The organism is Xanthomonas sp. NCPPB 2586 (assembly GCF_041475775.2).
Classification (GTDB): Bacteria; Pseudomonadota; Gammaproteobacteria; order Xanthomonadales; family Xanthomonadaceae; genus Xanthomonas; species Xanthomonas campestris.
In genome coordinates this window covers 609,591-624,729 of record NZ_CM192981.1, presented here as the reverse complement: position 1 = coordinate 624,729, position 15,139 = coordinate 609,591, and the positions used below count along the sequence as shown (strand labels likewise).

General features: G+C 62.0%; 7 protein-coding genes, 1 other RNA gene and 1 pseudogene. 3 read left to right on the top strand and 6 right to left on the bottom strand.

What is annotated here, in order from left to right:
• Positions 1 to 165: 165 nt before the first annotated feature.
• Both ACCQ09_RS02700 and ACCQ09_RS02695 read right to left on the bottom strand, forming a co-directional pair.
• Complete coding sequence (locus ACCQ09_RS02700) at positions 166 to 1,239, bottom strand: 3-deoxy-7-phosphoheptulonate synthase (protein WP_228428381.1); 1,074 nt, start codon at positions 1,237 to 1,239, stop codon at positions 166 to 168.
• A 408-nt stretch (positions 1,240 to 1,647) separates the two neighbouring features.
• A non-coding RNA gene (locus tag ACCQ09_RS02695) (sX9 sRNA) lies at positions 1,648 to 1,722 on the bottom strand.
• Between the two features lie 367 nt (positions 1,723 to 2,089).
• Between ACCQ09_RS02695 and yjjJ the strand changes: the two genes are divergently transcribed.
• The gene (gene yjjJ, locus ACCQ09_RS02690) at positions 2,090 to 3,466 is read left to right on the top strand and encodes a type II toxin-antitoxin system HipA family toxin YjjJ (RefSeq protein ID WP_372386269.1); all 1,377 of its coding nucleotides are present in this window, start codon (positions 2,090 to 2,092) and stop codon (positions 3,464 to 3,466) included.
• Between the two features lie 71 nt (positions 3,467 to 3,537).
• Here the strand turns inward: yjjJ and ACCQ09_RS02685 are convergent, their stop codons facing one another.
• Positions 3,538 to 6,423: a TonB-dependent receptor plug domain-containing protein gene (locus tag ACCQ09_RS02685; RefSeq protein ID WP_227971972.1), complete on the bottom strand. Its 2,886-nt coding sequence runs from the start codon at positions 6,421 to 6,423 to the stop codon at positions 3,538 to 3,540.
• 432 nt (positions 6,424 to 6,855) lie between these two features.
• On the opposite strand from ACCQ09_RS02685, the gene xopX (ACCQ09_RS02680) reads away from it, so the two are divergent.
• Positions 6,856 to 8,796, top strand: coding sequence for a XopX family type III secretion system effector (gene xopX, locus ACCQ09_RS02680; protein ID WP_040940523.1), 1,941 nt, complete (start codon positions 6,856 to 6,858; stop codon positions 8,794 to 8,796).
• 176 nt (positions 8,797 to 8,972) lie between these two features.
• Positions 8,973 to 11,105, top strand: coding sequence for a XopX family type III secretion system effector (gene xopX, locus ACCQ09_RS02675; RefSeq protein ID WP_012437228.1), 2,133 nt, complete (start codon positions 8,973 to 8,975; stop codon positions 11,103 to 11,105).
• Positions 11,106 to 11,411: 306 nt separating this feature from the next.
• Here xopX (ACCQ09_RS02675) and ACCQ09_RS02670 read toward each other — a convergent pair.
• From ACCQ09_RS02670 to ACCQ09_RS02660, 3 genes and pseudogenes are all read right to left on the bottom strand, one after another.
• A pseudogene (locus ACCQ09_RS02670) lies at positions 11,412 to 11,753 on the bottom strand (dienelactone hydrolase family protein); the annotation flags it as partial.
• A complete protein-coding gene (locus ACCQ09_RS02665; protein WP_011035775.1) occupies positions 11,753 to 12,229 on the bottom strand; it encodes a dienelactone hydrolase family protein in 477 nt (158 codons plus the stop codon). The gene ACCQ09_RS02665 and the pseudogene ACCQ09_RS02670, both read right to left, overlap by 1 nt.
• Before the next feature lie 37 nt (positions 12,230 to 12,266).
• Complete coding sequence (locus ACCQ09_RS02660; RefSeq protein WP_227971971.1) at positions 12,267 to 15,095, bottom strand: TrlF family AAA-like ATPase; 2,829 nt, start codon at positions 15,093 to 15,095, stop codon at positions 12,267 to 12,269.
• Positions 15,096 to 15,139 lie beyond the last annotated feature (44 nt).

The following is a 15,139-nucleotide window of genomic DNA, read 5'->3' as shown; positions in this document are numbered from 1 at the left end:
TGCAGGCACACGGCTTGGGATGGCTGTCTTCCGCCGCACCCTCACCCCAACCCCTCTCCCGGCGGGAGAGGGGCTTTATCCCTTCTCCCACCGGGAGAAGGTGGCGCGGAGCGCCGGATGAGGGTGCGGGCGAAGCCTCGTATTCTCACGCCACCGCCTCAACGATCACGCAGCCTCGGCAACCCGCCGCGCACGACGTGCACGCACCGCAATCGCCAAGCGCTCCAGCACCTGCAGCGAGGCGTCCCAATCCAGGCAGCCGTCGGTGATGCTTTGGCCGTAGGTCAGCGTGCCGCCCGGCACCAGTTCCTGCCGGCCGCCGACCAGGTGGCTTTCCACCATCACGCCAACGATGCGCGTCTCGCCGCCCTCCAGCTGCGTGGCGATGTCGTCGATGACCTTGGGCTGGTTGTCCGGGTTCTTGCCGCTGTTGGCGTGGCTGGCGTCGATCATCAGCCGCGCCGGCAAGCCGGCCTTGTTGAGCACCTGGCTGGATGCTTCCACATTGGCCGCGTCGAAGTTAGGCTGCTTGCCGCCACGCAAAATCACATGGCAATCCGGGTTGCCCGCGGTGGTCGCCACCGCCGTGTGGCCATCCTTGGTCACCGCCAGGAAATGATGCGGATGCGAGGCCGCACCCACCGCGTCCACGGCAATCTTGACGTCGCCACCGGTGCCGTTCTTGAACCCCACTGGGCACGACAGGCCGGAGGCCATTTCGCGATGCACCTGGCTTTCGGTGGTCCGCGCACCGATCGCGCCCCAGGCCACCAAGTCAGCGATGTACTGCGGCGAGATGATGTCGAGAAATTCCACGCCGGCCGGCAGGCCGAGGTTGTTGATATCGCGCAGCAAGCCACGCGCCACGCGCAGGCCCTTGTTGATCTGGAAACTGCCATCCAGGTCCGGGTCGTTGATCAGGCCCTTCCAGCCAATGGTGGTGCGCGGCTTTTCGAAGTACACGCGCATCACGATTTCCAGCGCATCCCCAAACTGCTCACGCAAGGGGCGCAGACGCTGCGCGTACTCCATGGCAGCCACGGGGTCGTGGATCGAACAGGGGCCGATCACCACCGCCAGGCGGTCATCGCGCCCGTGCAGAATATCGTGCAGGGCGGCACGTGCGTTGGTGACGGTTTCGGAAGCGCGCTCATCGCAGGGCAGCAGCGACAGCAGCTGCGAGGGCGGGGTCAACGGTTCGATCTTGCGGATACGCAGGTCATCGGTCAGCGGCGGCATAACGTTGTCTCGGGTCGGCGGTGCATCAGGGAAGCCAGGCGAGGCGGCAACAAAAAAGCCGCCAGTGTGCGCTGGCGGCTTTTCGGGAATGCTGCTGAAGTTTCCTTCAGGGTGAGCGCACTCCTTCCTCCGCCAGCGGCATCGGAAAACCGTAGTACCAAAAATAAAATTGGCTGCGGGGTGCGTTCATGGGATGCATTGATAACACGCACGTTTCGGGCGTGCCACTGTTTCATCGGCAACGGAAAAGTGCAGCTGCGCGTTCGCGCTACCTTCTCGCCTACCCCGAGTCACACTGACGTTGCGCGCAGCACTCCACGTCGCATCATTCGCCCAGGAGGGCCACTTACCATTGCGTGTGGCCTGCGCAAGCTGGATGCAGATCGGACGCAACGTGCGACTTAGAGCGGCTAACAAAACGTAGCGAGCAGCCGTCAGGTGGGCGCGGACGGCGCTGAGGAACCGAAGTGTACTGGGGTACATACCGATTCCGAGCACCGGCCGCGCCCGCCTGGCGGCTGCGCAGTCGTTTTGATAGCTGCTCTTAGTCAGCCTTTCGTGGAGCATCGAGCGCGATAGACGCTACGAAGCGCTGGCACGATCACGGTGCGGATTGATGCCGGTCCGCCGCAAGTTGCACCTTCGCGCCGGAGGAAACCCCCGGACACCGCCACCGTTCGCCTTGGTCCATCCTTGGATATGCTCAAGGAGCTAGCGACGTCAGGAATATCGTTTCATTTTCCAGGGCCGGAAAAGCGGAAACTGAACATAAAACCCTTACAGATCAGTTGACCGTAGAATTTCTTACGGCTTAGTATCGTTTCAGACATCGTTTCAAAAGCTGCGTTTCATGCCCCGTATAGCTGCAGTAGAGCGCCTGATCACCACGCTGCGCGTCAACGGCCCCATGCGTGGGGCCGAGTTGGCGGTGCGCGTGGGCGTGAGCCGGCCGACTCTGTCTCGCCTAGTCGCAGATGCAGGCCCTGCGGTGCTGCGTTATGGCAGGGCGCGCAGCACCGGCTACGCGGCCACCGGTGAACTGCGGGGCGAGCGTATGTGGCCGCTCTATCGGATTGATCACGATGCCCGCGTCATACCGCTGGGCCAACTATTGGCACTCCACGACGACCACTTCTTTGTCGAACTTTTGCAGGACAACCCCGTTCTATTGCATTCGCCATTGGACACCGGCGTGTTCGCATCGCTGCCCTGGTTTATAGACGACCAAAGGCCGCAGGGATTTCTTGGTCGCAACCTGGCACACCGTATTTCTGCGCCGTTGCGCCTTCCGGACAACTTGGCGCTGTGGTCGCCCAGGGACAACCTTGTGGCCATGCTGTCGGTTGGTCACGACCAGCCTGGCGATCTGCTGATCGGCGAGCGCGCACTGGCTCTGGCTTTGGCGGCGATCGAACAGCCTGAAGTCATCGCCACGCAGGCACGCACCGAGGAATATCTCAGTCGCGCCGAAGCTGCATTGCGCGGCGAGGCCGTTGGCTCGTTTGCCGCCGGCGAACAGCCGAAGTTCACCGCAGTGCTGAAGGAACGCGGAGCATACCAACCCGTGATCGTCAAGTTCACCGATCAGATCGATCAACCCACCGGCCGGCGCTGGGCGGATCTTTTACAGATGGAATGGTTGGCCAGCCAGATTCTCGTTGCCGCCGGCATCCCTGCTGCGGCAACGCAGGTACTGCAGGCAGGCGGGCGCGTCTTTCTCGAATCGACACGCTTCGATCGGACTGCTGCGTTAGGCCGACGCGGATTCGTCTCGCTGATGTCGCTGTTTGCGTCCTTTTATGGCGACGCAAACGTCAGCACCTGGCGAACACTTGCTCCACTACTCAAACGCGATGGCTGGCTGAGCCCGGAAGACGCCGAGCGCCTGGAAGTGATCAGCTGGTTCGGGACCCTCATCGGCAATACCGACATGCACCTGGGCAATGCCGCACTGGTACTCGCCGATACCCTGCCCCTGCAGCTTGCCCCGGTGTACGACATGTTGCCGATGGCGCTGCGCCCGGCATCCAGTGGCGAAGTCGTGCACAGAGACATCGAGATTCCGCCGCCCACCGTGGATCAATTCGCCCAATGGCGGCGCGCTGCCGGAATGGCCGAGCAGTTCTGGCAACATGCGATCGACGACGACACTCTGAGCGAACAGATGCGCGGCATTGCCACGCGCACGTTGGCAAGCTTGCGTCGAACCGCATCACGCCTTGCCTGACCATGTGGCATCAACACCGCACCACACGCCGCGGTGCAATACCGTGACGTGCGATGCGGCACCACCTTCACTCAGAACGTAAACACATACTCCGCCGCTACTTCGCGGCCTATCGGGTTGAACAGCGTGGTGTTGTAGAACCCGTAGCCGTAGAAGCGCTCCTTGTTCTCGTACCCCACTTCGTTGAACACGTTGTTGACGTAGAAGTTGACCTTGGCGTGGTCGGTGATCTTGTAGCCGGTGCTCAGGTTCCAGTAGATCGCCGGGCCCACGCGGCCGAAGTAGCGCTTGCTGGTTTCGCCCAGATGCACGTTGGCGGTATCGGTCACCAGGCATTCGTCGGCGGCGCTGGGCTGGTAGCCATCGTCGAAGCGTGCGCAGGTGCCCCAGTTGACTGCGCGCATCGAGCCGAGCCGGCGGAAGTACACTGTCCAGTCCCAGGCGCCGCCGTTGTCCCAATGCACGCTGCCACGCACGCGGCTACGCACGCGTTCGTCGCGGCGGTTTTCGTCGCTGTCGGTGCGGTAGATCTGCTCGCGGTAGGCGATCAGCGTGTTGTAGTCCAGCGACAACTGGAAGTTGCCCCAGCCGGCGGTGCTCAGGCGATATTTCAACGACGCATCGATGCCGGAGGTTTCCATCTGCGCCAGATTGATCGGGCCGCGCTCGATGCTGGCGATGGTGCCGTCGGCATTGCGCAGGACGCGCGAGGTGATGGTGTCGCAATAGCCTGCCCCGCCCGGATTATTCCAGGCGCCGCCGCTGACGGTGGTGCCGGTGCGGCAGCCGGCTTCAGCCGACAGGATCTCGTCGCGATCCAGATCCTTGATCATTTCCTCCAATTGGATGCGGTAGTAATCCACGCTCAACGACAGGCCTTGCGCGATATCCCACACCACGCCGCCGGTGAACGAACGCCCGGTTTCCGAACGTAGATCCGGTGTGCCGCGGCGGTTTACATCCACGGTGTAGTAGATGTTGCTGTTCTCGTCATTGCAGCTGCCGGTCAGATACGCGCCAGAGGAAATGCAGCGGTATTGGTCGATCACCGTCTGGTTGGTGGAGCTGGGTTCGCCGAGCACGTAATGCATGTCCGGTGCGCGGAAGCTGGTGGCCAGCGTGCTGCGAAACAGCAGGCTATCGATGGGCCGCCACTCCAGGCCGGCGCTCCAGGTGGTGTCGCTCTGCGTGCCGACTTCGGTCTGCACCGCCGAGGAGCGGTAGTTTCCATAGCGGTCGTACCGGCCGGCGATATTGGCGCTCAGCCTGGACAACAGCGGGATCTGCAATTCCAGCCCGGCCGAACTGCGCAGGCGTTCGCCGCCGCCGCTGTCGACAACGTCCACCGGGTAACACTCGTTGGCGCACGGGTCCGGCGACAGTTGGTAGCCCTGCTTGGCCACTTCGGCCACGGTGGCAAAGCGGATCGGCCCGGCCCAGCCCTGGAACAGATCGCCGCTGAGACTGAAAGCGGCCTGATTCACCCACGAATAGGCGGAGTTGTGCGACTTCACCACCAATGAATCGTATTGCTCCGAGGACAGCGGCGCGTACCAGCGCGCGGTGTTGACCGCATAGATGGCGCCGCCATCGGCGGCGGTGCCCAACGGGCTGCCGAGGAAATAGTCGGTAGCGCGCGCGGTGTCCACGGTGCGCACGTATTCGTCCACGGTGTAGCGCGAGCGGCCCACGCTCAGTTCCCAATCGAAACGGTCGGCCCACACGCCGCGCAGGCCAGCGCTGAGGTCCCAGGATTGTTCCTTGTTGTAGTTGGCCAGGCGGTCCCAGCCGCCGGCCTCGCGGCGCGTCATCTGGCGAATCGCATACAACGAGCGGCCGGTGTCGGCATCCTGGAACGGGCCCAGATACGCGTACGGCGGGTCGTAGGTCCAGCGGCCGATGCTGCGGTTGGCCGAGAACGTGGCCCAGGCTTCGGTGTGCTCGCCGAAGCGCCAGGTGCCGTAGAGATACGCCGAATAATCTTCGCTGCCGGTGACCAGGCCCCAGTCCGCGTAATCGCGCGCCATGCCGCAATAATCACCGGCGTTGGTGAGCGCGCCGGTGTTCTGGTTGTAGCTCAGCCGCGAGGCATCGACGAATTCGCCCCCGAAGCGCGCGCAGGTGCCCGCTGGCGGCGCCAGGCGTTCGTTGGTGTTGGCATCGACCAGGCTCAGACCGGTGAACGGGTTGAACCCGTACAGGCGGTTTTGCCCGGTCCAGTTGGAATAGGACATGTCGTCCGAATCGTCCATCTGTGCACGGTCGCGCCCACTCAGTGGGTCGCGCCGGGTCGCCTGCAGCGCGTAGGTCAGGCTCCAGTTCTCGCCGGTGCGGCCACCGGCCCAGGACACATCGAAACTGTCGCGGCCGCCCTCGGTGGCGGTGCCGCCGCGCAGGCGCACCTGGTCGCCCTGGTAGTCGCGCTTGAGGATCACGTTGACCACGCCGGCCACTGCATCGGAGCCATAGATCGCCGAGGCGCCGCCGGTGAGGATCTCGATGCGCTCCACCGCGGCGGAGGGAATATTGCTGTAGTTGGAGAAGTTGCTTTCGCCGCCGTAGGGCAGTGGGTAGTCGGCCACGCGGCGGCCGTTGACCAGCAGCAGCGTGCGCCCCGGGCCGAGGTCGCGCAGGTTGATCGGCGAGGCATTGGGCGTGTGCGAGCCCCACTGCGTGTCGGCTTCCACCGAGCCTTGTTGGTTCATGCTGTTGAGCACGTCGTAGACGGTGGCGAAGCCTTCCTGCTGGATCTGTTGCGCGGAAATGGTGACCACCGGTTGCGCACCTTCCACCTGGGCCCGCTTGATGCGCGAACCGGTGACGCTGACGGCGTCCAGGGTGGAGGTGGCACGCGGGCTGTCCGCGTCGGTTTGCTGAGCGCTGGCCGGTTGCACGGCGGCGCCCAGCGCGAGCGAGAGGGAAATCGACAAGGCAAGGCGATGACTGCGGCAGTTCATAAGATCCCCGGGAGAGGCCGGCATGGCCGGCGTGGCGTTCCACTGCAACGACGCCTGCGAGCGATGCACCGCATCGCCGCCCCCTGTCCGATGGCCCCCCGACCGTTCGGCGCAAGCGCCTGCCCAGCGACGCTAGGGCTGTGATGACATCGGTGTCAACATCCCGGCATAAATATGTGATGCCCGCCTCAAAACAGCCCATTCGATGTTGTGCTGCACGCCTCTGATCGGATCACAGCGTGCCCATCCATGCGCGGCCGGCGGCACAGGAATCACTACGTTGACGCATCGCTACCGTTGTCACCGCCTGGTTGGGCACTTCCGGCGGCAGCGCGCCAGTTCGCATATCAAGTTGAGCCGGGTGCTCGCGCATGGATTATGAAAGAACACCAAACACCGCGATTTGGTGTCCCCACCGAACGGAGATATCCGATGGAGATCAAGAAAGCGCAGTCGGCAGGCCCGTCCTCGCAAACCGAGTTGCAGAACGCACGCGAGCGCGATGAAGGTATCGTGGAACTGCAACCTGCCGCATCACCGACATACTCCCAGGTCAACCCGGCGCTATCGGCACTTGTCCCGCTCAGCCGGTCAAACTCTTCGTCTGGCACATCCGCTGCAGCCAATATTGCCGCGCACGCGAAGTCCGCGCTGGCAAACGGCGTCCGCCACGCATCCACCGCTGTATCGCGAGCCGCGTCCGATCTGTGGTCGCTCTCCGACCTGCGCACGATGCTGCAGATGCACGCAAACGATCCCGCATTTCTGGCGATCCTGCGCGGCAGCGATCCGGAACAGGCCACGCAACACACCTTGGCGTCTTGTAGACAGCAAATGGAGGAGCTCGGCGAGCTCATCAAAAATACAGAAGGGCTGGAAACACATCAGGGTAAGCAGTTGCTGGGCGACATCAAGGCGGTAATGAACGCCCTGCAGCCGCTCGACCACGCCACACCGGCCACCTCACGTGTATTGAAGTCGATCATCAATCTTATCAATTTCTGGCCGGTCGTGGTTCCCAGCCCGCTGATGGGCAAGCAAGCAAAAACCTTCGCCTTCACGATGTCCACGGCCACTAAGGGCGTGCTTGCGATGTCGGCCTCGGCGTTGCGACCCAGCGCCGACGGCTTGCCGTTTCCATTCGCCGGAGGCCAGCTAGGGCGCGACGCGAACGAAATGCATCTCTACAACGTGCTGATCAACACACTGTTCCTCACCACCGAACTTCCAAAGAAATTCGGCGATCAGGCGTTGCGCAAAAACGCCGAGGCGGTCAGCCAAAGTGTGGGATATGCCGCAGGCATTTCAGTGAGCTTCACGGCAATTATGTTGACCCCATTTCTGTGGAGCAGCCTCAGCAAACTCGGCAACACGATGCTGAACAACACGGCGCGCCTGGGCGCGGCCGCAGCACAGGCAGCGGGACTGAACAACCAGGCGCAGGAACTTCGTGCCCGCCTGACGCCTGCCCGGATCAATCAAGAGGTGCGCTTGCAGTTGCAGGAAATCCGCGAACAACTGGACGCCGCCTGCAGCGCCTTCCGGCAGGCCCGCAGCAGCTTCGTCCATCAGGATGGAGGGCAGGAACTCACCAGGACGGTGAATGCACAATGCACACACCTGCTGGAAACCTTGGACATGTGCAGCAAACGACTCGCCAGCGTGCTGCATCTGGATGGCAACCAGACGCAGAGTCTGCCGCGTGAGCTACGCAACCAGGATGTCTCCTCCAAGGTGGCACTGATGATACTGGCCACTGCGGTGACCGGCTCGACGATCTACCTTATCCAACCGGATCGGTTGGGCACGATCAATCTGCTAAGCGACACCTGCATCGTCACGGCCGTGATGGCGCAATCGGTATGGAACAAGCAAGCCACCCGGCAGGACGCAATGGAACGTTTCAAGGGCATGTGCGGCGGCAGCATGGTCATCGCGCTTGCGCTGGGCGCAGAGAAATTGTCCAAGACGTTCGCCGACAATAGCCTGATCGAGTCCTCGCCCAATGCGCAGTTCTATGCCGGCGCCGTCATGTCGCTGATGGCGGTAACGATGCCGGGCCCGATCGCACGCGGTGCGGAGTTGGGGATGAACGTCGCAGGAGGCAGACTTAAGCGCCTATTTACCGGACCGGATGGCACCCCGCTGGCAACCTGCATGCCGTCCTCGCCCGAAGAGCTCATCCAGAACGTGGAAGACAGGGCCAGATATGTGCAAAGCCTGTCGCCGGACCAGGCACAGGAGTACGCGCAGCGAGTCGGCGAAATCGCCCTGCAGGTGATCGAGGACGCCGGCGCGCAGGCGCAGACCAGGCCCAGCAGCAGCGTCACCATCACCGAGATCGATGACAGCCAACCCGCCCCGCGAACATAGGCCGGGAGCGCGGACCGGCTCCGGCTGAGGGCCCCGCGCGGAAGGTCCCGCCCCGGCAATCGCGGCCAAGCCAATAGCACCAGCCGCGCGCCGATGTCGCGACATGCATGTCGGTCGCCCTAGGACTCCACCGCGTCTGATCGACACGCATCATTTCTCAAACTAAGGAATCTTCTATGGACGTCAAGCCAATAAACCTAGCGGCGGCAGCCGACGGAGCAAGTGGCAAACTCCAGCAGGAGCCAGCACCGGCGACATCGCAGCCGTCCCCCAGCGATGCGTCGGCCCAGGTAGACCCAAGCTTGAGCGCGCTAGCCCGGCGCCCGAGCCGGCCTTCTTCGCCTGCCGATCGCTCCGATACCGAGATCGCCGAAATGCACACGTCCAGCGTCGATACCGGTGCGGTACAGCACCAGGTCAACACCGGGCAGACCACGCCGCCTACAACGCCTGCGCCAGGTTCTCTACTTCGCAAAGTAGGCTCCGGCTTAACCGAGGGGGCGCTGCAACTCTCCGGGACGCTAAGAAACGCCGCTTCCAATCTCTGGTCGCTGGCGGATCTGCGCACCATGCTGCAGATGCATGCAGACGATCGCGCATTTCTGCAAATGGCGCGCCACACCGATCCGGAACAGGTCGCGCCGCACAGCCTGGCCGCGCACCGCGAGCAGATCACGCACCTGCGCGACACCATCAAATCTGCAACCGGTCTGGAAACACGCTTTTGTCGGCAATTGCTCAACGACGCCGAAGCCGTGGAAAATGCGCTGCAGCCGCTGGAGCATGGGACACCTGCAGCAGGGAGGGCGCTGAAGTCGCTGGCCAATCTGGTCAATCTCTGGCCCCTGGTAGTGCCCAGCCCGCTGCTCGCCAACCAAGCCAAGACTTTTGCCTATTCCATTGCTGCAGCAACCAAGGGCGTGATGAGTCTATCGGCATCGGCGCTGCGCCCCACCGCCGATGGGCTTCCGTTCCCGCTGATGGGCGGTCAGCTGGGGCGCGAAGCCAACGAAATGCATTTCTACGCCATCCTGCTCAACGGATTGTTTCTCGCCACCGAACTGCCAAAGAAATTCGGCAACCCGTCCATGCGACAGCAGGCCGAAGCGGTGGAAAACAACCTGGGATTTGCCGCGGCCGCATCCACGGCCTGCACAGCGATGGTGCTGACGCCCTTTCTCTGGAACAGCCTCAACGCGCTCGGCAATCGAATGCAGCATGGCGTCTCCCACCTGGGCGCGGGTATCGCGGACCGTGCCGGCCTTCAGACGCAGGCTCAGCGGTTGCGTGCGCGCCTGACGCCCGGACAGATCAGCCAGGAACTGCGCACGCAACTCAACGAGATCTGCGCCGCTCTGGAGCTTGGCCGCGACGCTTTTCGAAAAGCGCGCCGAGACTTCACCGAACCCGGCACAGGGCACGAACTCACCCGCACGCTCAATGCGCAATGCACGCATCTGCTGGAGACGCTCGATCAGTGCACCAAGCGCCTGAGCACTGCGCTGCAAGTCGACCAGGACCAGCCAGCCACCATCCCGCGCCAACTGACCAACCAGGATTTCTCTTCCAAATTGGCATTGGCATTGCTGGCTGCCGGCGTAACGGGGCTGACCGTCTACCTGATCCAGCCGGATCGGATCGGCACGGTGGACCTGCTGGCCGACACGGCCGTGGTGACGACCGTGATGATGCAGTCGGCGTTGAACAAGCACGCGACCCGCCAGGACACGATGGAGCGCTTCAAGGCCATGTGCTCCGGCAGCATGGTCATGGCGCTGGCGCTGGGTGTGGAAAAACTGTCCAAGACGTTCGCAGACAAGAGTCTGATCGAAGCATCGTCGGCATCGCCCTACTACGCTGGCGCGATCATGTCGCTGATGTCGATGACGATGCCTGGCCCGATGGCGCGCGGCGCGGAACTGGCGATGAACTGGGGCGGGCGTCAGGTCATGCGGGTGTTCAAGGGACCCGATGGGACCCCGCTCGCAACCTGCATGCCGTCCTCGCCCGAAGAGCTGATCCAGACCGTACAAGACACGGCGAAGTATGTGGCAAGTCTGTCGCCGGAACAGGCGCAGAATTACGCGCAGATAGTTGCAGATAGCGCCGTGCACGTGATTAAGGGCGCGGGAGCGGGTGCGGAGACCAAGCCCGGCAATAGCGTCACGATCACCGAAATCTCCGAAGTCACCGAGGCGGACGAGGCCGCCGAGGTCGCGGTACAGACCGCCTCCCCGGAACCGGAAGCGATTACGCAACCGTACCCACTCAGCGATGACGCAACACTGCGCACAGCGGGTTCGCCCTGACATTGCAAGCAACGGCAATGGGCTGCCAGCACCCGCCTGCGCAGTAGTGGTGTGCACACAAAAGACCCCGCCGAAAGGCGGGGTCTTTTGTGTGCTGCAACAGCCAACACGAGCACTTCGCCACACGCGATCATCCCGACCCCGCTGCGCGCCCCGGCCAGGGCTAGCGTCAGGACGCACTGAGGCTTGCGCGCCAATGGCGCGCAAGCGGCGACACCACCACGACCGCACCGACCCACTCACACGGTGTCGCCGAAACCATTCGATGGTGCGATCCCAGGTCAACGTCGCGGCCGCCTTGTCGTAACGCGGTGTGGAATCGTTATGAAAGCCGTGATTGGTGCCCGGATACACATAGGCCTGATAGACGGTGTGCTGCGCCTTGAGCGCGGCCTCATACGCGGGCCAGCCGGCATTGACGCGCTCGTCTTGCGCGGCGTAATGCAGCAGCAGGGGCGCGCGGATGCGGGCGACCTCGGCATCGGTGGGCTGACGGCCATAGAACGGCACCGCCGCTGCAAGCTCGGGATACGCCACCGCCGCCGCATTAGCCACGCCGCCGCCATAGCAGAAGCCGGTGATGCCGACCTTGCCGGTGGTGCGTTCGCGGCTCATCAAAAATTCCACTGCGGCGAAGAAGTCGTTCATCAGCTTGGTCGGGTCGACCTGCGCCTGCAGCGCGCGCCCCTTTTCGTCGTTGCCGGATACCCACCGACCGAACTCAGGCCATCCGGTGCCAACGCGACGAAACCCGCTTTGGCCACGCGCCGCGCCACGTCTTCGATATACGGATTCAAACCACGGTTTTCGTGCGCCACCACCACGCCGGGCACCGCACCGGTGACCTTGGCCGGACGCACCAGATAGCCGCGCACCTGGCCATGGCCGTTGGGCGAGGGATAGGTGATGTACTCGGCCACGATGTCCGGGTCGGTGAACTCCACCTGCGTGGCGAGCGCGTAGTTGGGGCTCAGCGATTCCAGGATCGCCGCCGCACTCAACCCGGCCACCGCGAACGCAGCGGCGCGATCGAGAAAATCGCGCCGACTGAGTTTGCCGTGCACGTACCCGTCGTACAGCGCAAGCAGACCGGGGTGGAAATCCTGAGCGGTCAGACGACGCATCGGTGTTCTCTTTAGAATTACGTGCAGGTTGAAACTTCTATGCGATATTTTCCAAGATCTTCTTGTAACGCATGCGTAGCGCGTTTTCACCGCCTTCCATGATCGTGCAGATCGCCTTGCGGGTGCCAAGTTCAGATACTGCACCCAAGCCAGTCGCATCCACATCGATTTGACCTTTATGGAAATGCATTGGTATTACCCATTCAGCGTCCCCGTTGACCACCACATTTGGATTATGGGTAACAACGATCAACTGCCGATGCGTCTTGTTGGCGCGTATCTGGCTGACGACCAGATCCATCACCATTGCGTTGTCCAGATCGTCTTCAGGCTGATCCACGATCAACGGCTCTCCGCCAAACGCCAGCAGTAGAGACAACACAGCAGCGCTTTTCTGGCCTGCGGAAGCTCCGTCCACTGATCGCGATTTTCCGCTCTGCGTGAACATAAGATCGAGACCGTCATCCGGAAACCACGTCAGCAATTCATCAATCTCCAGCTCACCAAGTCTGGTTTCGATGTGCGTTCGTAGTCGTTTGTTAACTTTTTCGCCGAGCAGGTCCTCATGCTTGGCAGGTTCCTGCCGCATGCGTAGGATCTCTTTCTTCAAAGCAGAGAGCTCGTTCTCGAAGTCCGCGACAGATGCGCTGAACAACCGGTGCAGCACACCGCGTCTGGCGCCGCCCTCCAGCACTTCGTATATATCCTCGGCGAACGCTGTGGGTTGTTTGATCAACTCACGGAAGCGAGTTTCGGCAATTTCCGGCGTACCGAAACGCGACAGACTCAGACGAATTCTATTCCCTGCCCGCTGGTTGATCTCTGTGATGAAATCTTTCCGGCTTTCGCTAATCTCATGGCGCAGCTGCGTCAATTCCTCAAGCACCTGCTCTGCTTGCTGTATGTAGCCTGCCTGTTCCTGAAGACCTGCATCCAGACGCTTTAGCTCCTTCTGCAGTTCGTCCCTCCGGGCGACCAGTGCCGCGTATTGATCGGGCGATTCCACTCCCTGAGACTTCAGTCTCTCCAGCAGCGCCTGATAGTCGGCCTGCGCTTGCGTAATCGCAACCTGCAAGCGTAAGGCGGCGAAACGGGCAGGTGTCGTCGCCAGGGTAGCCTCGATCTGCGACACGGCAGTCCGAATCTGCTCGTAGTGGCCGCGTAGCTCCGACTCAACCTGCTCGACCAATCCTATGAACTCGGCTTCATCGCCAGTGGCCTGATCGAATCCTTCGAACTCGATGCGCCGAAACAGGTCGGAATCCTCAACCACTGGTCGCATGCTTTCGAGGTCGCTCTGCCACTGCGCGAGCAGGTTCTGCTGCGCGCTCAGTTGGCGCCGCGCACGCTGATAGGCCTGCAAGCTGCTTGCATGGTGCGACAGTTCCAGCGCTTTGAGCTTGCGCTCGGTGTCACGCAGTTCGGCTTCAAGCGCAGGCCGCTGGCTCAAGTCGGGCGCCAGTTGCCGCGCTTGTGCACGAAGGCCAAGGAAGCGTTGGCGCATCGCGTCGAATCGACGCTGCCATTGTGCTTTGTCAACCTGCGGTTGCCGGTCGAGCAACTCGAGTAGGTAGCCGCGCTGTTCAGCAAGCGCATAGATCTGCTTCTGGCTCAGTACCGTCACCGGGAAGCGATTGCGCACATAGTCGTCATCAATTTGTTCCGGTACCGGCGACCAGTCGCTACCAGTATGTTCTTCGATCGTTGTCAGGCCGGAACGCTTGTCCCATGCCACGGCCATCGCTTGTCCATCCTTATTCAGTTTGACCCGGATCTTGGTATCGGAACGCAGGGCGCCACGGCCGTCCTTGTCATTGGCAAGCGCGAAATTCTTGAAGACATCATGGATCTGCGCTAGTGGACCACTACGCTCGCCTGCCAGATCGCCATCTCGACGAAGCACGATTCTCAGCAGTTCCACCAACGACGACTTACCAGTGCCACGTCCACCGATGATGCTGTTGAACCATGGGTTGAACTCGACGTTTAGCTGACCCTGCTGCGGATTCTGGCGCAGCTGCAGCGGGCCAGCACTAAGACCGCTCAGCCACAGTGGCGGTGTGCGGTTAGGGTTCGGCAGTGTTGAATCGAAACGCTGGACGCTGCCTTTATGATCAACCAGCGCCATGCGCAATGCCCGCAAGCTAGGACGACTCATCTTGACCCAGGTGCTAGCCGAACCAGCTTCAGCAGGCATGTGCGCATCCGAACCAGCGACAATGGCGACGCGCTCGCGTAGCGCAGGCAGATAGCCAGCGATTGCGGGGTTGCATTCGTTCACCACTTGGGCCGCATCTATTCCGGGCAGGATCTGGACGAGTGTTCTTGATTTCAAGCGTGTTTTATAACACAGCACACCACTGGCGGAACTGGTCGCCTGTGTCTCGTACAGACCGTTGTTGCTGTCTACATGGGCGGCGACAACAATTCCCCCTTCCTTCCGAATTGCCTCGATCGTGTCTAATGCATTCTTGCCGCACTGCTTGTCGTGATTCTTCCCAAGCTTCGGGCAATCGATGCGGATCAATACACGATTGATGGTGCCCGCAGGCTCAGCCTCGTCGAAGATCGCCAGTAGGTGCAGACCTTCAGAAGTAGTAATTTCTACGCCGGGCAAAAGTACCAATGGGCGATAAGCTGGATCAGCCGGCTGTTGGGCGGCAAGAACGGCCAAAGCGCCGCGCAACGCGTCAATGCGGTCGCCACAATTGTGATCGGTTATCGCAACGCAGTCGATTCCGGCACGCATGTAGTCCAGAAGCCAATCACGATCCGAGTATGCGGTGTTGCCGCGGTAGTCGCTGGATGCTGGCGTGTGATTGTGGAAATCGCAACGCCACCAGCGCGCTCCTGGGAAGTCTGTCATATCGGCTCTCCTTGGCTTTTGTGTCAGTTGTTTCGTATTTCAAC

Bases quoted from the DNA above. Each gene is read 5' to 3' on its own strand.
- ACCQ09_RS02700 (WP_228428381.1), bottom strand. From the start codon at position 1,239: ATGCCGCCGCTGACCGATGACCTGCGTATCCGCAAGATCGAACCGTTG.
- yjjJ (WP_372386269.1), top strand. From the start codon at position 2,090: ATGCCCCGTATAGCTGCAGTAGAGCGCCTGATCACCACGCTGCGCGTC.
- ACCQ09_RS02685 (WP_227971972.1), bottom strand. From the start codon at position 6,423: ATGAACTGCCGCAGTCATCGCCTTGCCTTGTCGATTTCCCTCTCGCTC.
- xopX (WP_040940523.1), top strand. From the start codon at position 6,856: ATGGAGATCAAGAAAGCGCAGTCGGCAGGCCCGTCCTCGCAAACCGAG.
- xopX (WP_012437228.1), top strand. From the start codon at position 8,973: ATGGACGTCAAGCCAATAAACCTAGCGGCGGCAGCCGACGGAGCAAGT.
- ACCQ09_RS02665 (WP_011035775.1), bottom strand. From the start codon at position 12,229: ATGCGTCGTCTGACCGCTCAGGATTTCCACCCCGGTCTGCTTGCGCTG.
- ACCQ09_RS02660 (WP_227971971.1), bottom strand. From the start codon at position 15,095: ATGACAGACTTCCCAGGAGCGCGCTGGTGGCGTTGCGATTTCCACAAT.